Here is a 20030-nt window from a genome sequence, read left to right as displayed (position 1 = left end):
GCTCGTCCCGGTGCTCCAACACCAGCCGCACCGCGCGCTCCCGTACCTCTGGTGAAAACGTGCTCGGTCGTCCCATGTCTCCATCCTCTCAACAAATGGAGCCTCCAGGAAAGCCGGGGCGGTTCAACCTCTCGCAAGGAACGGCAGGCGGGCACCCGAGGTACACCGTTCGGGCAGGCGAGAGGCCGGCTGTGGGTAGAAGGGCCTACTCCACGATCAGCCACCGTTGGTGATTGCCAGTGTCGCAGGACCAGATGTCGATATTGGCGCCGTTGGCAGTACTGGCGCCGTTGACCTCGACGCACTTGTCGTGCAGCGGGACGTGCAGCGGCCGTAGTTCGTATGAGGATCCACCACCCACCGGAGTGAGTGAGAACCGCTGATTCTCATAGCTGTCGTAGCAGGTGTACTGGTCGACGTTCGTCCCATTCGACGTCCCCGAACCGGCGACATCGAGGCACTTGCTGCTATTCTTGTTCCGCACGCGATACTTGAACTCACCGGTCCCAACCACCTCGAACCGCCATTTCTGGTTGTCCCCCCCGTGACAGCTCCACTGCTGGACGTTCGCGCCGTTGTACGTGGCACTGCCCCATACCTCCATGCACTTGTTGCTGTGCACCGCCTTGAGCTGGACCCAGTTTGTCGTGAGAGCCTCTTCCACGCTGCGGATGTCTCCTTCGCCGCCGCAGGCTGCTCCGAACACCGCCACGACGGCCATGCCAATCCCCTCGACGATTCGACGACGCATGTACTTCCTCCTCGCTTGCTGTTGTTGTGGATATCGCTCGGTGCCCCCTTGTGGTCTTCGGGGACGCCCCTGGCCGAGCGATGATGGCAGTGTAGAGAGGACGCACATTCCCGCACGTCCACTATTTTCGGACGTGCCACCGTGGGCCTCGGACCGCGGCTCTCCGCATTCGCATGCCTTCCCGACGAGAACGCCCATGGCCTGTGGGTTGACGACGTGCCGCGCAGTCTGGTACCTAGCCGCGTCGACAGGGAGGCGCTCGTGGCATTCCATCTCGGCCCGACGGTGGCGCTCGTTTGCGCGGCCATTCTCGTTGCAGCGGGACAGATCCTGTTGAAGCAGGCGGTGCTTGGAAGGACCGTCGTGGGAGCCGGAGACCTGCTCGCCCTGCTCATCAATCCGTGGGCGCTGGCGGGCCTGGCGGTCTACGGGCTCGGCACCGTCGGTTGGCTCTATGGCCTAAGCCACCTCCCGTTCTACGTCGTTACGTTCTTCATGGCACTCCCGCTGGTCTTGGTCCTGCTAGCGGCGATTCTGCTCTTCGGTGAGCGTCCCGATCCAATCCATTGGGTGGGGATCGCCGCGGTAACGGCAGGAGTCATCCTCGTGACCTGGAAGAGGTAGCGAGGAGCCTTCAACGTGCGTGACATCGTACTTCGCTGCCCCGACTGCCACTATCTCCTGCATCCCGTCACCGACGCGGCATCGACATCCCGATCCGCCCGCTGCTCCGGTTGCACTCGGACGTTCACCAGCTCTGCCGGCGTGTGGGACCTCTGGCCCACACGGGTCCGCCTCACGCCCGAGGACTCGCAATGGGCGGCCCACTTCGATGCAACCGTGGGCGCGCTGGGCACCTCGGACCCTCTCGCGCTCGACTACGGCAGCCGACGCACCTTCGCCCTGCGGCAGCGCGCGATGGAGGAGCTCGTGGGGGACGTGTCCGGGCAGCTCCTCCTCGACGTGGGCTGCGGCAACGGCCTGATGGCCCGCCCGCTGCTCCTCAGTAACCAGGTGGCGGGCGTCGACGCCTCACTTCAGATGGCCCACGCCGCGGCACGGAACGGACTTCAGGCAGTGCACGCGCCGGCCTTCGAGCTCCCCTTCGTGGACGGCAGCTTCGACGGCGCGTTTCTCATCGAGGTGCTCCAGATCGTCTCCGATCCATACCGGGTGCTCTCCGAGCTCACCCGGGTCGTGCGGCCCGGCGGGTTCGTCGTGCTCCTGACGCACAACGCCGAGAGCCTCGTCCGACGCGTCCTCTACCGCTGGTTCCCCGACGAGGGTCCGGCCCATCGGATGTTCACGCTCCCGCAGCTCTCGGGCTGGCTGACCTCGCTCGGCTGCGGGCAGATCAAGGGGCGGCACCTCTTTCTGCCGGTCCCGTACAGCCGGCCGGCGAGCGGTCTACCCGCCTCGCTCCTCGCCACCACCCTCGCGCTTCGGGCCGAGAAGCTCGCTTGAGCGCTGCACGACCGGCGGCAGGGAGGCCGTCGGCTCGTTCAGCTCGGCGAGGGGAGCGGGCCGCGCCGTCAGGAGCGCGAGCTGCCGCACGAGCAGGGTAAAACGGTCCTCCATCGTCTTCTGCCGGAGGTAGAGGTTGAAGCAGATGAAGAGGAGCGCGAGCGTCGACAGGTAGAGGGCCAGGTCCACACCACGCCCCACGCCGAAGGCCGCCGCCACGCGGTCCGCGAGCTGCGGGCTCAGCGCGAACCCGATGATGAGCAGGAAGACCAGGCTCATGGCCAGCTTCTGCACCGGCCGGTTGCGCGCCGCGACCAGGAAGTAGAAGAGCAGCACGACGCCGCCGCCCACGAGGAGGATCTTGATCAGCATGCCGGGCCTCCGCCCGACCTCTACCACGCCCCGCCGGCTCGAGCGAGTCCCCGCCGCGGCGGCGGGTGGGGTTCTGCGACCGGGACGGTGCTCCGAGTAGACAGGCGCGCGCTCTTGGTGCAAAACCCGGGACGTGGCGACGGTGGACCCCCGCGAGCTCTATGTGATCGTGCCGGCCTACAACGAAGGCCCGGTGCTCGGGGAGGTGCTGCGCGAGCTCCTGTCCGTCTACCCGAACGTGGTGGTCGTGGACGACGGCTCCTCGGACACCTCGCACGCCATCGCGCTCCGCAGCGGCGCCCACGTGCTGCATCACACGACCAACCTGGGCCAGGGCGCGGCGCTCCAGACCGGGCTCACGTACGCGCTCGACCGCGGCGCGCGCTACCTCTGCACCTTCGACGCCGACGGGCAGCACCGCGTGGAGGACATCGCCACCCTGGCCGAGGCGCTCGTGCGCGAGAAGGCCGACGTGGCTCTCGGTTCACGCTTCCTCGGCACCGCGGAGCGCATGCCGACCGCGAAGCGCCTGACGCTCAAGGCGGCCGTGGTCTTCACGCGCGTGGTGGGCGGGATTCGCATCACCGACACGCACAACGGGCTGCGCGTCCTGACGGCCGAGGCCGCCCGGAGGCTGACCATCACCCAGACCAGCATGGCTCACGCCTCGGAGATCCTGCACAAGATCGTCAAGTACGGGCTCAAGCACGTCGAGGTGCCGATCACCGTGCGCTACACGGACTGGTCCCTCAAGAAGGGGCAGTCCCTCCTCAACGCGGTGAACATCGTCTTTGATCTGATGGTGCGGCGCCTGCTCGACTGAGGCGAGCGCGCTCGGCGCGCGTCTCAGAGCGCTTTCTTCGTGGGGGGAGTCGTCGGGGCCTCCGGCTTCTTCTCGCGCCGCCGCTTCTCGAGGCGGGCCTTCACCTCGTCGCGTTGCCGCTTCACCGCCGGCGTCGGGTCTCCCGCCGGACGCACGCGCCGGAGCTCGCTCCCCGGTACGGTGGTGAGCCCCCGGGAAACCCGTCGCCCGTCGGCCTTCACGCCGGGCGCTGCCGGAGGGGGAGGCGGCGCGGGGGGCGGCGGGGTGACCGTCTTCAGCTTGAAGTCCTTCCGGTAGTAGAAGTTGAAGGCCTGGGTCGGCACCCCCGGCACGGCCGCGTAGTCGCTCCAGACGAACTTCAAGAACAGGTCGTAGCCAAAGAGGCTCTCGTTGTTCGAGACGACGATGAAGGGCGGTCGCTTCGCCTTGAGCTGCTGCGCGATCTCGAGCCACGGCCCCATCTTCACGAAGCGGGTCATCTCCGTGGGCCGCTTCCAGGTGTTCGTGAGGTTCGTGGTGATCACACCGAGCACCTTGTAGTAGCGGATCGCCGAGAGCCGCTCGGCGTGGTAGTAGACCGGCCACGCCCACCGTCCCCAGACCCAGATCTCGTCGGTGGGGGCGCTGTTGTCCTTGATGAACTTGGCTATCCGCTGCGCCTCGATCTGGTAGTCGTTGTAGGTCGGGCGGTGACGCCGCACGGACTTCAGATCGGTCAGGTCCGCCATGAGCGGCGGGAGGCAGGCCAGGACCAGGCAGAAGATGAGCGCGAGGCGGCTCAGCTTCGGCCAGAGCCCGTCGGGCCAGGTCGCCCGCGGGGCGAAGCGCAGGAGCGGGCCGTTCGGGTGCGCGGCCAGCCAGGCGGCCGCGGGGAGAGCCTGGAGGTAGTAGCCCATGTAGAAGCGGAACCCGATCGCCACCGCCAGAAAGCTCATCAGCAGGTGCGCCCCGAGAAGGGTGCCGAGGAGCGACCACCCACGGCGACGCGCGATCGGGGCGCTCGCGAGGGTCATGCACGCGAGGAGCGTGGGGAGCGCCATGTACTCCCAGAAGCCGAGGAAGCCGTCCTCCATCCGTTCGAACTTGGCCTTCAGCTCCAGCTCGCCCCCGACGTAGCGCCAGCCCGCCTCGGAGAAGAAGAAGGTGCGCACGAACTCGCTGAGCCCGCCGTTCACCAGGTAGTAGAGGCCGATGGGCACGAAGCCGAGCGCGATGCCGCCGAAAAACGCCACGAGCGAACGAAGGCGCGGCAAGCGCGCCCAGCCGACGGGAGCCTCGAGGGCAGGCCCGAGAAAGAGCACGCCCGCGAAGAGCGGCACCAGCGCTGCCCCCTGGTGCTTGAAGAGCGCCGACCAGCTGAGCAGCGCCCCCGCGCCGGCGAGCCACCCGAGCGAACCACGCTTCAGCCCGAGGACGAACAGACCCGTAGCCCAGACATAGGGCGCGATCATCCAGCTGTTGTAGTTCACCGTCAGGCTGTCGGTGATCGGGGACCAGATGGTGTAGATGAGCCCCGCGACGAAGGCCGACCCCAGGCCGAACATCACGCGCGCGGTGAAGAAGACCCCGAGCCCGGCCAGGATGGCGAGCGCGATGCCGAAGCACTCGAGCACCACCATCGACCGACCCCAGATGGCCCAGACCGCCCAGGTGACGAAGAACGAGCCGGGAGCCTTTATCTCGAGGCTGTCCTTGAGCGGCACCTTGCCGTGGCGCAGGAGATCGGCGTTGTAGGTGATCCCGGCGACGTCCTCGTTCCGGAAACCGTCGGCGGTCTTGGTGACCGGCCAGCGCAGCCAGAGGGCCAGCCCGACCAGCAGGGCCACGCACGCGAGGTGCAGCCCCAACTGCAGGAGCGCCTCGCGGGTCAGCAGTCGGTGCAGCCCGGTGGCCGGCGCACCCGCACGGAGCCCTACCGCGTCCTTGTCCGTGGATTCAGCCATCGCGTCTTCGCTCGTGTGGTGATCGTGTGGTTCGGGGATGGGCTGCGGCGAGTCGTTTTTTCGGGCGGACGGTAGTTCAGGGCGTGCGGGAGCGCAATGCCTAGCGGCCGGGCCTGGCGCCCGCGCGAGTCCCACCTGGTGGAGCCCGTCTTCGTCGCCCCTCTTTGCGGAAAGGCGGCCTCTGGTTTATGAGAGGGGGCCCCCGCGCTCCGCCCGCTCGGCGCCGCCGGTGGCCCAAGGAGCCTCGCGTCGTGGAGCATAAGCCCGCATCCGAGCCGGCCGGAGAGTACGCCGAGAAGGGGGACTACCATCGCGCCCTGGACCCGAGCTGGCGCTACTACCCGGTCTACGTGGAGAAGATGGCGCTCGTACGCCGCCTGCTCGGCGAGCTGCCCCCGGGGACGCGCATCGCCGACCTGGGCTGCGGCGAGGGGCTGCTCGTCGAGGAATATCGCGCCAAGGGCTACGACATCGTCGGCGTGGACGCGGCGTACCGCTCGGAGCACGTGGTGCGAGCCGAGATCACGGACCTCCCCTTCCCCTCCGCGAGCTACGACCGCGCACTTTGCCTGGACGTGCTCGAGCACCTGGACCTCGCCGCGCAGCCTCGAGCCATCGCCGAGATGGCGCGCATCCTCCGCCCCGATGGCCGGGCTCTCGTGTCGCTCCCCAACCTGGCCCATCTCGCCTCGCGGCTGGCCTTCCTGCTGACCGGCAAGCTGGTACGCACCTCGACGGTCGATCGCCACCCCGGGGACCGTCCCATCGGCGAGTTCGTGGGGCTGCTCGACGAGGCCGGCTTCCGGGTCCTCCGCCGCTGGGGGCTCTTCCCGACCTATCCCGTCGTCTCGGCCCTCACCTTCGTCGCCCCGGCTGCGGCGCTCCCGCTGCACCGGCTGCACAACCGGCTGCACCCGCCGGCGAGCTGGTGCTTCCTGAACGTCCTCGAGCTCGAGAAGCGGCGCTGAGGCCCACGGCGGCTACCGAGGCGAACGCGGCGCGGGTCCGATCCGGCGCGTAATCTTCGCGAGCGACATGCCGGCGTGTCGCGGCTCGTAGATCTGTTCCATCCAGCCCAGGAACCGCTCCGGCACCGGCTGTCTCCGGTAGGCCAGCATCCCCCAGTACGCGCCCAGGACGACCACCACGACGGCGAGCGCCCCCGCCGTCAGAGCCAGGCGACGCGCGCGAGGTCCCGGCTCGGAGCGCCAGAGCAGGAGAAGAACCAGGCCGACGGCGCTCCCGAGGTAGGGGATCGCGGACCCGAGCCCCTCCAGGCCAAGGAGCCACCCGAGGCTGTAGGGCCAGTACCCGGCGCCTCCGAAGCGCCACGCCACGTCGAAGACCGGGTTCGAGAAGTTGTCGGGGAAGTGGGGAAAGACCGCCGAGACCGGCACGTAGATCGCGATCCCGAGCGCCATCAGCCCGTAGGGGATCGCGCGCAAGTACCAGGCGCGCCCCTCGAGAGCCGCGACGACCACGGCGACGGGAACGAGGTAGTAGGGGAGCGCGCAGGTGATGTAGCGCGGACCCACGTCCCAGCCGCTCACGAACATGACCGAGGAGATGAACAGCACGAAGATCAGGATCGCCACCGCGCAGAAGACGGCCTCGGCGCGCAGCTCTCGCCTGCGGAACATGAGCGCGAGCCCCGGAAAGGCGAGCAAGAGGAAGGGCGAGTAGTAGAAGAGGCCGTCGTCGGCCGAGAAGTAGCGGTTCACGAGCTCGGTCAGCCGAAAAGCCTTCAGGCCCAGAAAGCCCTGGCTGTGCCACTCCGCGAAGACCGGGTTGGTCGGGTAGTGGTAGCCCGTGCGCAGCGGATGCTCGAAGCAGCCCCAGTGATAGAGGAGCAGGCCCGCGAGCGGCACGGCGGCGCCCAGCGCGAAGCCCATCCCCTCGCGCAGCCACCGCGGGCGCGCCCGCCAGACGAGGTACAGGAAGAGCGGCGGCCCGAGAAAGGCCGTCTGATAGTCCACGAGGACGGCACTGCCCGCCGCAAGGCCCGCCCAGAGTGAGGTGAGGGACCGCCCCTTCCCCCGCCCGATCCAGAACGCCAGCACGAAGCCCGTCGCCATGAGCAGGCTCGAGAGCTGGTGCGCGATGAGCAGCGTTCCGTAGGTCATGGCCATCGTGCCGAGCGCGTACGCCGCCAGCACGAGGCGTCGCGGCCAAAGGGACGGCACGAGGTCCCGCAAGAACCGCGACAGGAGCCAGAGAAAGAGCAGCGACGGGACGGTGGCTCCGAAGAGCCGGAACCAGAAGAACATGCGCCGGAGCTCGGGCGTCTTCCCTCCGCTCGCCGCCTTCTGGGCCGCGTAGACCGGGATGGTGAGGAAGCTCATCCCGGGAGCCTTGTTCGAATAGAGCTTCCCCTTGTAGGTCGACGTGTCCGGCGTCGGCTGCAGCCGTGACATCTCCGGATCGATGTTGAAGGCCTGGCGATCCACCATGGCCATCGTGAGGTAGATCCGCGGCAGCTCGTTCGCGCTGTGGATCGCGTCGAAGTAGGGAAAGTTGTAGGCGTAGAGCAGCGCCAGGATCCCGCCGAACCAGGATCCTTGGATCCGCCGACGGAGACGCGAGCGTCCGGACGCGACGGCGGCTTGGTCGGGGCTCTGGGGATCCGTCGTCACGCGGCGAAGCGCTCTGGCCGGGGGCTCGGCTCGGCACCTCGTCTAGCGCAGCAGCGCCCGGCGGGTCAACCCGCGGCCCCGAGGAGGAGCCGGGAACATGTGGCGTGCGGACGCCGTTATCAGGTCGGCGTGCATGGCTCCGGCGGGCAGGGCGGCGCTGGCCAAGGGGGGGATCCACAGCTGCCAAGCGTGCGAGGTCAGGAAGTTTGCGCCGTAAAGCGCGGCCAGGGTATAGATCCGGCCCAGAGGGAGATGCGCATGCACACGAGACGATGGACGAGCCTGGCCGTCGCGGCGGCGGCGATGGCGGTGATCCTCCCCGCGACCTCTGCGCCGGCCGCCCCCGAGTCGCCCCCCGAGGAACAGGTCGCGACGACGGGCCCGGCGGAGGAGGCTCCGCGACCGGACCCGGCGGAGATCTCTCCGTCGATCAGCGGCCTCAGCGGCCTCTTCCGCGTCGTGAGCACCCAGATCGGGCGACCGCATACCTTCCGCGTCGGGCTCCACACGGAGATCTTCAGCGGCAAGAGCTTCCTCGTCTCGGGCGACTCCAACTCCCGCTTCATCGGGAGTCTCGCGCTCAACTACACCCCGTGGCGTCTGCTCGAGTTCTACATGGGCGTGCGGAGCACCGCGAACAGCAACGACCGCAGGGATCCGGCGCGACAGGATCAGCGGGTGATCCTTGCCCTCGGGGACTTCGGCTTCGGCGGCAAGTTCCAGTATCCCGTCTTCCCCGCCTGGGGGATCGGCCTCAACCTGGGCGTACAGCTCATGAACTCGGTGGGAGGCGTCTCCGTCGAGGGGGCGGCCACCGGCGTCACGATCGGCCTCATCTCCACCGTGGATCTCGGAGCCGTGACCCGCGTCCCCTGGCGCTTCCACGTCAACGTGGGCTACCAGCTCGACAACTCCGGCAGGCTCTCCGCGTTTCCCGGACATTCTCTGCAGAGCCTGCAAGTCGAGAAATTCGCGCTCGGCATCAACCCGAGCCGCATGCAGCTCCGCTTCGGCACCGACGTGTCGCTGCGCAAGTGGACCAAGATCGGCCTGACGCCCCTGGCCGAGCTTGGCGTGGACATCGCCACGACCACCGCCGACGCCGATTTCAACCAGACCCGTTTCATCAAGCCGAACGGTCCGCTCTCCACGACGGACATCGATGGACGCGCCTCCGCCTGGCTGACCCTCGGCCTGCGCGCGAGCCCTCTACGCGGCCTCGGGATCTCTCTGGCCACGGACCTCGGGCTGCTCAGCCCGGGCTACGGGTACGGTCCGCCCGTCGTCCCCTGGAATCTGATCCTCGGCCTCTCGTACAGCTACGAGCCCGGTGCGGCGACGCGGGTTGTGACGCGCGAGCGGGTGGTCGTGAAGTCCCAGCCGGCAGCCGACGGCAAGGTCCGGGGCCGCGTGGTGAATGCCAAGAGCCTCGAGCCCATCGAGGGCGCGGTCGTGACCTTCCCCGGCCGAGACCTCACGGGGCAGTCCACCGACCCGGACGGCACCTTCCTCTCCTACGGCTTCACGGCCGGCAAGGTGAACGTGATGGTGCGTCACCCGGACTACCAGCCGGCGAAGCTCGCGGCCACCGTGACCGGGGCGAACTCCGTAGCCAAGGTGGAGATCAAGCTCGAGCCGGCAGCACCGAAGCTCGGGAAGCTGTCCGGGAAGGTCACGGACCTGAAGGGCGCGGGCGTCGCCTCGAGCATCGTACTCACGGGGCCCGAGTCGCGTACCGTGACCAGCGACGCGAGCGGGGCCTTCGCCGTCGAGCTCAAGCCCGGGGCCTACACGGCGCAGGTCACCGCCGAGGGCTTCATTCGCAAGGACGCGGTGGCGAACGTCGCGCCCGCCGGCCCCGCCACGATGGACGTCACGCTGAGCGCCCGGCCGAAGCGTTCCCAGGTCAAGCTCACGAAGAGCGCGATCGTGATCACGAAGAACGTGCACTTCGCCACGGGGACCGCCAACCTGATGCCCGATTCGCAACAACTCCTCGATGAGGTCGCGGAGGTGATGCAGGGGAACCCAAAGATCCGGAAGGTCGAGGTCGGCGGGCACACCGACAACCGGGGAGCGCCCAAGGGCAACGAGCAGCTCAGCCAGGCCCGGGCCGACGCGGTTCGCGACTACCTTCTGAAGGCCGGAGTCGCAGCGGATCGTCTGACCGCGAAGGGCTATGGTCCGCACCAGCCGAAGGCGCCAAATATCACGCCGCGGAATCGCGCGACCAACCGCCGCGTTGAGTTCAAGATCCTCGAGCAGTAGCCGGCCCATCGCCGCCCGCGGCTCCTTCTTTTTTCCTTGCGCGGGGCGAGGAGCGCGGCGTAAGAAGGTCGGGATTTGTAGCGTGATGTATTCAAGCGGAGGACTAATCCAATGAACAAGAAGCTTTCCCTCACCTTGGGCCTGCTCGGCGCTCTCGCGCTCGCAACGGGCTGCGGCAAGAGCACCACCACCACCGACGGCGGCACCAAGAAGGGCGACGGCGGCGTCACGCTCTTCGACGGCACGAGCGGCACCGCCGACACGGGCGGCGGCGGGCACGACATGGGAGCCCCCATGGCCGACCAGGGCACCGGCCCGCAGAAGGGCTTCGGCGACACCTGCACCGCGGACAACACCAAGAAGTGCGAGACAGGCTTCTCCTGCGTCTTCATGGAGCAGGGCGCGGCGAAGGGCTTCTGCACGAAGACCTGCACGAACAGCGGACAGCAGTGCCCCGGCTCGCCGGCCAACACCTTCGCGGGCTGCGTGCTCCAGGTGCAGACGCAGGGCGGCGGCACGCAGAACGCGTGCGCCTTCATCTGCGAGCATCCGCAGGCCGGCAAGTACACCTGCCCCGGCGAGATGGTCTGCGCGGCCGAGGACAACCCGAAGGGCAGCGGCCAGAAGGCCTGTCTGCCGCCGAAGTAGCTGAACCCGCGCTACCGCCCGCCCAGAGCCGATGCACCGACGAGGACTCTTCGCGCTGATCGTCGCGCTGACTGTCGCCGCCTGCGGCGACAGCGGCGGTACCGCGTCCGACGCGCGGCTGGACGGCGGCAGCGTGGACCTCGCCCCCGACGAGCACTTCGGCCGCTCCTGCACCAACATCGGCAAGCCCTGCACCGAGAAGGACAAGGACGGCTACAAGCTCCACTGCGTCGCGCTGAAGGGCGGCACCGCCGGCAAAGGCTATTGCACGCGGATCTGCAACCCGACGAACATCGAGTGCCTCGGGGTCCCGAACGGGCTGTGGTCGAGCTGCCTCGTGAAGGGCGAAGCCACGGACGCGGGACCCGGCCTCTCCTACTGCGCCTTCATGTGCAGCACCGCCAAGAACTCGTGGGGTTGCCCACGAACCCTCTCCTGCGGACCGAAGGACAAGGAAGCCAACGCCCTCTGCTTACCCTGAGGCGCGCCGCGCAGGGCACCAGCACGTGCGGCGAGCCCCCCTCCCCGTAGCGAAGCGAATTTTGTCCCCCCAAGATCGTGCGTGATACCGTGGCTACCGTGCACGGTCTGAACGCCCTTCCCCGCGCCTCTGCTCCAGGGCGCCCTCCCGCTCGGGTCGGCCGCCTGTGGGTCGTGCTCGCCACGTGCGCCCTGCTCCTCTGCTTCGCCGGCGCTCTCTGGGCATACACGAGCTCCCTCGGTGTTCCGCGACTCATCCCCGGGCTGCGCCTGGGGTCCTTCCGGGTTGGCTCGGTGGCCCACGAGGATCTGGACCGCCTCATCCACGGGGTGTCGGAATCCTGGGCCCGCGAGCCGGTGCTGCTCACCATCGGGGCGCACGAGCTGCGGGTCACTCGTCGCGAGCTGGGCGTTCGCGTGGACGCGGCCGCGACCCGCGCGCAGCTCGAGCTGGCCGGCAAGTCGGGCAACTTCCTCCAGGACCTCTTCGACCGGCTCAAGGCGCGGCGGGGCGAGCTGGCCATGGCGCCGATCCCGGAGCTCGACCCGGAGGTCGCTCGCGCCTTCTTTCGTCGTCTCAAGGCGGCAGTGGATCGGCCTCCCGTGGATCCTCGGCTGGATCTGGAGCGCGGCCTCGTCCAGGAAGGGCAAGGAGGCTATCGCCTCAAGCTCTACGACGCACTCGCCACGACCGAGAACGCCCTCCGGCACGGCAGGTCCCGAATCCCGCTCCCCGTCGATGCGGTCGCCCCGAAAAGCGCCGCAGCGCTGCAAGGGATCGACATTCGGCACGTCCTGGCCGAGTTCGTCACGGTCTACAGCCTGGCCGACAAGGACGCCGATCGCGCCCACAACTTGAAGGTCGGAGCCAGCAAGCTGGACGGGCGGATCATTCCCGCGGGCGCGAGGTTCTCGTTCAACGAAGTCGTCGGCCCTCGCACCCACGCCGAGGGCTATCGCACGGCCAACGTGATCAGCGACGGAGAACTGGTAGACGGCATCGCCGGCGGTTCGTGCCAGCTCTCGAGCACGCTCTTCGCCGCGGCGTTCTTTGCCGGACTGGATCTCCTGAACTCGAGGCCGCACACCATTCCGAGCTCCTACATCAAGATGGGGCTCGACGCGGCCGTGGCGTATCCGGATACCGACCTCGTCCTGCGCAACCCGTATCCGTTCCCCGTGGTCATCCACTTCGTCGTGAACCAGGGAAAGGTCCGCGTGCAGCTTCGGGGCAAAGGCAGACCGTGGCGCAAGATCGCCTTTCGCCGAGAGGTGAAGGAATCGACCCCGCATCAGGAGATCCAGCGCCACGACCCAGAGGTGCCTCGGGGCGTACGCATCATCGACCAGGTCGGAGTGCCGGGCTTCGTGCTCGAACGTCAGCGGCTCTTTTTCGGAGCGTCGGAGGAGCCCGAAAAGATCGAGCGCCGCGCGCTGCGCTACCCGCCGACGAGCCTGGTGGTCCGCATCGGCACCGGCCCGGCCAACCCCCGTTTCGTGCCCCCTCCGCCGAAACGACCCTTCGGCGACGCCAAGCCCGAGCTCGAGATCATTCAGTAGCGGCCCTATGGGCACGCGAAGGGCCGAATCCCCCGCTCCTTGACAGCCTCGCCCGTCGCGCGAAGAATCAACGCACGACACCGGTGAACAGCGACGCATTTCTCATTCGGGAAGGTCTGGCCACTCCCGTCGAGCTCGAGCGAGCTCGCGCCGGGGGTGGAGCCGGTTCCGAGTGGAGTCTGACGGAGCAGCTCGTGCGCCGTGGCGTGGTCGAGGAGCGGGCCCTGGCGACCGCCTATGCGAGGTGCTTCTCCGTGCCGCTGGTGGAGCCGGAGCGCCTGCGGGACCTTTCCCCCGAACTGGTCGCACTGCTCTCTCCCGACCTGGCGCTCGAGCATCGGGCCATCCCGCTCCGCGTCGAGGACCAGGAGCTCACGGTGGCCATGGCCCATCCCGCCGACGAGCGGGCGCTCCAGGAGCTCGCCTTCTTCACCGGCCTGAATGTGACGCCCGCCGTGGCGCCCTGGTCCACCATCGAATGGGCGCTCGGGGTCTACTACGGCGCAGACGCGCCGACGCGGTGCGTGTCCCTCGACGAGCCGGAGGCGGCGGGGCGAGCCGAGGCCAGCCGCGGCGACGCGGGCGCGCCTCACGCGAGCTTCGCCCCGGCTCCCGCGTCCGGCGAGCTCGAGGAGCTCTTCCTTCCCGTCCGGCCGGACGCGAGGGTTCCGGCCGAACACGATGCCCTCGGCGGGGAACCGTTGCTCCTCCTCACGCGTCCGAAGGCCCCGCGCGCCGCGTTGGCCCCTGGATCCGGGACGCCGGCGACGCCTGGTTCGCGGACGCCCACCGGCGGTCGCTCGGCCAGCGTGGCAGCCGGCGGGTACCCGGACGGCCTCCCGACGCTGCCCCACGGCCTCATCGGAGGCGACCTTCTCCTCGGGGACGAGCCGCGCAGCGCCTCCGCAGGTGAGGCCCCACAAGCCGAAGCGCCGGGCGCTCGAACTCCGGAGGTGCTCCCCACGGAGTTCGACGGGTCCTCGCGTACGCCGCTCGGAGGGCTCTCCGCCGAGTGCATCCTCCGTCCGACGCCGATGCCTGGACGTCGCCGGCGCCGCACCTTGCGCGGCGTGCCCACTGCGTCCATCGCAGTTGCCCCCGCGGGCTCCGACGCGCCCGAGGACGCTCCGGAGGCGGACGAGCCGTCGAGCGGAAGCCCCGTCCCCGCCCGCCCCACGGACGCCGAGCGCTCCCCACGCCGTATGTGACAGGACTGCACACTCCACGGCATCCCTGTCCACCAGAAGCCGAGGGCGCCCCAGCGTGCGCCGCGCCGTGCGAAGTCTTTGGGTTTAAGCAATAATTCGACGCTCTGGATCACCGTCCGGCGTCGGCGCGCAAACGACTCGCGCCTCCGGTCCCGCAAGGCTGCCGTTAGAAAACTAACGGTCCGCCCCCCGGTCGGTCGCGGAGTGCCCCACGCTGAAGGAGAGACCGACCGCATTCTAGCCGGTTACCGCCGCACAGCGGATCCCGCCCGCGTGGCCAGTCTCTTGCAGTGTCCCATTCCCATGGATCGCCACGCCGCAGCGCCGTCCGTTCCACTCGCTTCTCCGACGTGCGTCGGCCGAGAGCAGGAGCTCGGCCAGGTGCACGCCGCGCTCGAAGAGGCCGCCTCCGGCATGGGTGCCCTCCTGTGGGTGACCGGCCCGACGGGGGTCGGGAAATCGACCTTCCTCCGCGAGGCCGAGCGTCGCCTTCGCGACCAGGGCGCGATCGTGCTCGTCGGGCACTGCCACCCCCTCGCCGCCGCGTTTGCCCCCGTCCTCGAGGCCCTTCGGGGGCTCGTCGCCCACCTCTGCGAAACCCGATCGGCGCCCGAGCTCGCAACCGCCGCGGATGAGCTCCTCACGAACGCAGCCGGGCAGGTCCCGCCACCCACGGCGGGACCCGAGGCCGTGGCCGATCGCTGGGCGCACTTCGACCGCATCGCCGAGCTGTTGCGCGCCGCCAGCCAGCTACGTCCCATCGCCCTCGTCCTGCACGACACCGAATCGGCCGATCCGTCCACGCGCCAGCTCTGCCGGTACCTCGCCCGGGTATTGACGAGCGGGATCCCCTCCTCCTCCGACGCGCCACGGGTCCTGCTCCTCCTCGGTTCCGCGTCGGAAGCCGACCTGCTCGACGCCACGGACCAGCTAGCCACCCCAAGACTCCGTCGCGTCACCCTGAGCGGCCTCGACGAGGGCGGGCTGCGCGAGCTCCTCGGTGCCGAACCCATCGCTCGGCGCCTGCACCAGGTCACCGCGGGGGTGCCGCAGCGACTCCTCGCGCTGCTCGACCGCGCGCTGACGGCTGACCCTTCCGCCCTGGCTCCGCCGGATCCCCCCGAAGAGCGCGCGATCCTGGCGGCCCTCGCCGTCATCGGCGGTCCCACGAGCGCCGAGCTGCTTCGCCAGCTCGCCGACCTGCCTGCTCCCGCGCTCGCCGCCGGTCTGGCAACGCCGATCGCCACCGGGCGCGTCGAGAAGACGGTGGTCGACGGCGAGCTCCGCCTCGCCTTCGCCCGGGCGGGCGACCGCGATCAGACCTACCAGTCCCTGCTGGAGTCCGAGCGGGAGGCCCTGCATCGAGCGGTCGGGCGTCTCGCGCTCACCCGAGGAGCCGCCCACCTCGAGGTAGCGGCGGAACATCTTCTGCGCGGTCGGTCAGTGGACGCCGTGGCCGCCGTGCTCGCCGTCGGCCCGCAGCTGATTCTGACCGGCGCCCCGGAGCGCGCCGCCGAGCTCTACGAGCGCGCCCTTCCCCTCGCCCACCCCGACGAGCAGCGGGACGAGCTCGCCACGCGCCTGCTCGCGCTGTTCGAGTCCATGGGGCTGCTCGACCAGGCGATCCGTCTGGCCGCGGCGTGCCGGTCCGAGCGTCCGAACGACCTCGAGTGCTCGCTGCGCCTGGCGCATCTTCAGGTCGCCAAGGGGGACTTCGCTCCTGCACGCGGCGCCCTCGAGTCGCTGCTCGCGCGCGAGGCACGGGAGCTCTCCCCGTCGCAGCGGGCTCGCGCCCTGGGCGACCTCGCGAACCTGTACGGCCTCGCGGGGGATCAGAGCGCCGCCCGAGCCGCCGCGACGAAGGCGCTCGCGCTTTGCAGCGCGGACGCCGCCGGCCTGCTCGACCCGACGCTGACGCTGCGCGTGCGCGATACGCTGGCGCGGATCGATCTCGACGAGGGAGATTTCTCGCGCGCAAGCGAGCTCCTGCACGAAAACCTCGCCTCGGCGCGAGCTGCCGGGCTCGTCGCGGAGGAGATGCGGGCCCTCATCGAGCTCGGGCAGCTGTCCCTTCGCAGCGGGGATCACGCGGGGGCCGAGCGGCTCTACGAGACCGCGCGCAGGCTGGGAGAGACGTCGGGCGCGTACCGTCTGCTCGGGCCGTGTCTGCAACACCTCGGCGTCCTGGCCGAGCGCAGGAGGGACTACGGCCGAGCGCTCTCGCACTACCAGGCCGCCGTCTCCGTCTGGAAGAAGGTGGGGCACCGGGCCTACCTCGCGTGGGTCGGTCTCGACCTATGCACGCTCTACCTCGACCTCGGTCAGCTCGAGCGGGGCGAGGCCATGCTGCAGCTCGTCCAGCGGCTCATGGACGACGCGCCGCCGCTGGTCACGCGCATCAACCTCGCCATCGCGCGGGGCCGTTTCGCGCAACTGACCTGCCGCTTCGCCGAGGCTCTCGACCGGTTTCGCGAGGCGGAAGAGCTCGCGTCCGCGCCCGGGCAGGAGGAGCGACTCCTTCGCGTCCGGCTACTCGTCGCTGAGCACCACGCGCAGCTGGGTGAGTGGGGGCTCGTGGAGCCCGCCCTCCAGCGACTGGGCACCCCGACCGCGTCGCAGCTCCAGATTCGCACCGTCCTCGTTCGTGCAGGGCTGCACGAGCAGCGCGCGGAGGGCGAGGCGGCCCGCAGGGCCTACGCCTCGGCGCTGGAGCTGGCCGAAGGTCGCGGGGATCCCGAGCTGAGCTGGCACGCGCACTACGGGCTCGCGCGCATCGCTCGCCGCGCCGGACGTCCGGGCGAGGCGGACCGCTGGCTCTCCTCCGCCGCCGCCCTCGCCGAGAAGGTGCGCGACGGCGTGCCGGACGAGCTGCGTCCGTCCTTCGACGAGCTGCCGCTGCGGCTCGCCCTGGCGTCAGAACGCACGGCTCCCAGCCGCCCCTCTCCGGCAGCGCTGGCCCTCCGGCCGGAGCTCGTGCGTCGCCCCCGCCGTGAAGCGCGGCACGCCGAGATCGTCGGCGAGCATCCACGACTGCTGCAGGTTCTGGATCAGATCGAGAAGGCGGGGCCCACCGACGCCATGGTGCTCATCCGCGGAGAGAGCGGCACGGGAAAGGAACTCGTCGCGGACGCGCTGCATAGAAGCAGCAGCCGCGCGGACCGGCCGCTCGTGAAGGTCAACTGCGGGGCGCTCGTCGAGGGGCTTCTCCTGAGCGAGCTCTTCGGGCACGAGCGAGGCGCCTTCACGGGGGCCACGCAGCGAAAGGTGGGGCGCTTCGAGCTGGCCCACAGCGGGACCATCTTCCTCGACGAGATCGGAGACATCTCTCCCAACACTCAGGTGGCGCTGCTCCGCGTGCTGCAGGAACGTTCCTTCGAACGCGTCGGCGGAACCTCCGCCATCCGGGTGGACGTCCGCATCATCTGCGCCACGAATCGCGATCTGGAGCAGATGGTCGCCGCCGGAGCGTTCCGGGAGGACCTCTACTACCGCCTCCGCGGGGTCCAGCTCGAGCTGCCTGCGCTGAGGGAGCGCCGCGAGGACGTCCCGCTCCTTGCGACGCATTTCCTCTCCCGAATCGCCGAGGAGCGCGGAACGCGTCCGAAGCGGTTGGCGGCCTCTGCGGCCGCGCTGCTGATGGAGCACCGCTGGCCCGGCAACATCCGCGAGCTCGACAACGTGCTCCGATCGGTGTCGCTCTTCTCGGAGCACGAGGAGCTCGCGGAGGACGACTTCGCGGACTACCCAGACCTCGTCCGCCGTCCCCCGCCCGTGCCGCCCCCGAGCGCCACGACTTCAGCGCCCGCGGGCGGAGACCTAGGCCTGGACGCGTACACCCAGATCCGTTCGAAGGGCGTCAGCCTGAAGGAGATGAAACGCCTCATCGAGGCGGCCTGCATCCAGCAGGCGCTCGCGGATGCCGAGGGAAACATCACGCGTGCGGCGGAGCTCCTGGGGATGAAACGCCCTCGCCTCTCCCAGCTCGTTCGCGAACACGGTATCCCGCTCGAGAAGACCGCTGCCGGAGGACTTGACGATGTGGCCTAGAGCTCTCACCGCTGCCCTATCGCTTTTGGCGTTCCCGTTCGGGGGATGCGGAGGCGCTACGCAGGATCCTGCAGCTCACCGTCCGGCTGCGCTGGCCGAAGCCGCGCCACCGACGGTGCGGCTCGAGATGGCCTCGCTGGCCGTTCTCTCTCTCGACCTCCCCGGTTGCGACGCGGTGCGGGGGCCCCTCGCGCGGGAAGACGTCACGATGCTCCGCCACCCCGCCAGCGACGAGCTCGTCGTCGTGCACAGCCTGCGCGCGCACCAGCCGCTCTGCGTGGACACGCACGAAGGGGCTCTGGCGCACCTCGGTCCGCGCTGGGGCTCGCCCCGGGGCCTGGGGCCCAAAGGGGGTCCGCGCGTGAACCCCGAGCGCTTCGTCGGTCTTCAGGGGCAAGCAGCCAACCGACCGGGGGGACCCGAGGACGAGCCCGTCCCGCCGATTCACGGCGACCGTGCGGACGACCCGGTTCCGCCGATTCACGGACACGGCACGGAGGACCCCGGCGACGGCCTCCGGCCTGGCAGCGGAGGTCACCCCTCCGACGGCGACCGCGCCGTCGCGGTGCGCGTCACGTCGCTCGCCCTCTGAGGGCCCCCGCAGCTCGTACGCCGCGCCGGCCCGCGGCCGCGCCCTCCCCCCCCAACTCGCGCTCAGGTGCCGTCGGCCAGGCAGGCCTCCAGCAGCCGCTGCGCGCGTTCCGCTTCGCGCCTGAGGCGTCTACCGAACTCCGGCGCCGCAACGCCGAGGTCCAGGATCCGGTCCGCCGGGAACCAGAGCAGCTGACAGAAGGTCAGAGAGCGCACCGTGATCTGCGCGGCCTCCCCACGCTCGAGCGCGAGCGCATCGAAGCAGTCCCCATCCGTCAACTGGGCAAGCACACGGCGGCGCGGCTCAGGGCCCGGCACGCTGATCGCAGCCTCGGCCTGACCGAGGAGGACGAAGTGCAGTCCGTCCACGGGGTCACCTGCCGCGATGAGTACCGTGTCGGCCGCCACGGCGCGGGGCCGACCGTCGCGCACGAGCCTCTCGGCCACCTCCGGGTCCAGAGCAGCCAGCAGCGGAGAGCAGGCCATCAGCAGCCGCTCGAGTCGATCCCGATAGGCCAGGCGAAGTGTGCGATTGACCTCCGCGTCGGCGCGAGCTAGCCGCAGCACCTCTCCCTTGCTCAGAGAGAGCACCGTGCCCGCTCCCCTGGCCCGAACGTTCGCGTGCTGTCTTCCGTCGCCGAAGAGCCCCAGCTCCCCGACGAAGGCGCCCGCTCCCACGCGCTCGAGGAGTTGCTCGGAGCCGACCAGCTTCTGGCGAGAGACCTCGAGTTCCCCGTCCAGCACTACGAGCAGGTCCGTTCCCTCGGTCCCCTGGGCCAGCACCATCTCGCCTGGCTGCAGCGCGACACGCCGACCAGAGAGCTGCAGCAACGCCTCCGGAGCGAGCGGCCCGCGCGCGGCCGGCGACGACGCGCCCCCACCGGAGGTCGCCGGCTCCTCCGCAGCGAGAAGCCCCCGACGCCGCATGCCGTCGAGCAGGCTACGAGCGGCGGTGTCCTGAGGCGCAAGGCGCAGGACCTCGCCGCAAACTCCCGCGGCATCGGCATACTCGCCCAGGTTGACGTGAATTCGCGCCGCCGTCCGGTAGTGCCCAAGAGCCTCGTCGATGCGTCCAGCGCGCGCGAGGGTCTCGGCGACCACGACGTGAAAGAAGGGACTCTCGGGCTCCTTCTCGAGAGCCGCGAGGTGCCGACCGAGCAAGACCTTCAGATCGTCGTCGCTGGCCATTTCCGTCGAACCTTCGGTCGCGGAAGATTGCCTCGACGGTGGAGCGCCGACGGG

The 20030-nt window shown here is 69.7% G+C and carries 16 protein-coding genes; 11 read left to right on the top strand and 5 right to left on the bottom strand.

The annotated features are described in order from the left end of the window. Window positions 1-205 precede the first annotated feature (205 nt). Entirely contained in the window at window positions 206-751 is a 546-nt protein-coding gene (locus IT371_03050; GenBank protein MCC6746607.1) for an RICIN domain-containing protein, read from the bottom strand. A 261-nt stretch (window positions 752-1012) separates the two neighbouring features. Here IT371_03050 and IT371_03045 point away from each other — a divergent pair, with 261 nt between their 5' ends. Together IT371_03045 and IT371_03040 are read left to right on the top strand one after the other, a co-directional pair. Beyond that, window positions 1013-1375 (top strand): EamA family transporter, encoded by a 363-nt coding sequence (locus tag IT371_03045; GenBank protein MCC6746606.1) that lies wholly within the window; start codon window positions 1013-1015, stop codon window positions 1373-1375. Window positions 1376-1390: 15 nt separating this feature from the next. Then, entirely contained in the window at window positions 1391-2215 is an 825-nt protein-coding gene (locus IT371_03040) for a class I SAM-dependent methyltransferase (protein ID MCC6746605.1), read from the top strand. Here IT371_03040 and IT371_03035 read toward each other — a convergent pair. Next, the gene (locus IT371_03035) at window positions 2159-2587 is read right to left on the bottom strand and encodes a DUF2304 domain-containing protein (protein ID MCC6746604.1); all 429 of its coding nucleotides are present in this window, start codon (window positions 2585-2587) and stop codon (window positions 2159-2161) included. The genes IT371_03040 and IT371_03035 overlap by 57 nt on opposite strands. Window positions 2588-2729: 142 nt before the next feature. Here IT371_03035 and IT371_03030 point away from each other — a divergent pair, with 142 nt between their 5' ends. Continuing rightward, a complete protein-coding gene (locus IT371_03030) occupies window positions 2730-3410 on the top strand; it encodes a glycosyltransferase family 2 protein (GenBank protein ID MCC6746603.1) in 681 nt (226 codons plus the stop codon). A 23-nt stretch (window positions 3411-3433) separates the two neighbouring features. On the opposite strand, the gene IT371_03025 is transcribed toward IT371_03030, so the two are convergent. Then, on the bottom strand, window positions 3434-5353 hold the full coding sequence (locus IT371_03025; GenBank protein ID MCC6746602.1) for a glycosyltransferase family 39 protein: 1920 nt from the start codon (window positions 5351-5353) through the stop codon (window positions 3434-3436). A gap of 251 nt (window positions 5354-5604) precedes the next feature. On the opposite strand from IT371_03025, the gene IT371_03020 reads away from it, so the two are divergent. Continuing rightward, window positions 5605-6321 carry a methyltransferase domain-containing protein gene (locus IT371_03020; protein ID MCC6746601.1) on the top strand — a complete coding sequence of 239 codons (717 nt, stop codon included), beginning with the start codon at window positions 5605-5607 and terminating at the stop codon, window positions 6319-6321. Window positions 6322-6333: 12 nt separating this feature from the next. Here the strand turns inward: IT371_03020 and IT371_03015 are convergent, their stop codons facing one another. After that, complete coding sequence (locus IT371_03015) at window positions 6334-7986, bottom strand: hypothetical protein (GenBank protein ID MCC6746600.1); 1653 nt, start codon at window positions 7984-7986, stop codon at window positions 6334-6336. 258 nt (window positions 7987-8244) lie between these two features. Here IT371_03015 and IT371_03010 point away from each other — a divergent pair, with 258 nt between their 5' ends. From IT371_03010 to IT371_02980, 7 genes are all read left to right on the top strand, one after another. Continuing rightward, complete coding sequence (locus tag IT371_03010) at window positions 8245-10254, top strand: OmpA family protein (protein ID MCC6746599.1); 2010 nt, start codon at window positions 8245-8247, stop codon at window positions 10252-10254. A gap of 111 nt (window positions 10255-10365) precedes the next feature. Next, entirely contained in the window at window positions 10366-10902 is a 537-nt protein-coding gene (locus IT371_03005; protein MCC6746598.1) for a hypothetical protein, read from the top strand. A gap of 31 nt (window positions 10903-10933) precedes the next feature. Further along, window positions 10934-11383, top strand: a complete 450-nt coding sequence (locus tag IT371_03000) for a hypothetical protein (protein MCC6746597.1) — start codon at window positions 10934-10936, stop codon at window positions 11381-11383. A 173-nt stretch (window positions 11384-11556) separates the two neighbouring features. Further along, window positions 11557-12942 (top strand): VanW family protein, encoded by a 1386-nt coding sequence (locus tag IT371_02995; GenBank protein MCC6746596.1) that lies wholly within the window; start codon window positions 11557-11559, stop codon window positions 12940-12942. Between the two features lie 83 nt (window positions 12943-13025). After that, window positions 13026-14150, top strand: a complete 1125-nt coding sequence (locus IT371_02990; GenBank protein MCC6746595.1) for a hypothetical protein — start codon at window positions 13026-13028, stop codon at window positions 14148-14150. A gap of 273 nt (window positions 14151-14423) precedes the next feature. Then, on the top strand, window positions 14424-18197 hold the full coding sequence (locus IT371_02985) for a sigma 54-interacting transcriptional regulator (GenBank protein ID MCC6746594.1): 3774 nt from the start codon (window positions 14424-14426) through the stop codon (window positions 18195-18197). Between the two features lie 127 nt (window positions 18198-18324). Next, complete coding sequence (locus tag IT371_02980) at window positions 18325-18789, top strand: hypothetical protein (protein MCC6746593.1); 465 nt, start codon at window positions 18325-18327, stop codon at window positions 18787-18789. A 62-nt stretch (window positions 18790-18851) separates the two neighbouring features. On the opposite strand, the gene IT371_02975 is transcribed toward IT371_02980, so the two are convergent. Beyond that, the gene (locus IT371_02975; GenBank protein ID MCC6746592.1) at window positions 18852-19976 is read right to left on the bottom strand and encodes a cyclic nucleotide-binding domain-containing protein; all 1125 of its coding nucleotides are present in this window, start codon (window positions 19974-19976) and stop codon (window positions 18852-18854) included. Between the last annotated feature and the right edge of the window lie 54 nt (window positions 19977-20030).

It is taken from the genome of Deltaproteobacteria bacterium (genome assembly GCA_020848905.1).
Lineage (GTDB): Bacteria > Myxococcota_A > Polyangia.
The sequence above is the reverse complement of the archived record's forward strand: the minus strand, read 5'-3'. Positions and strand labels throughout refer to the sequence as shown.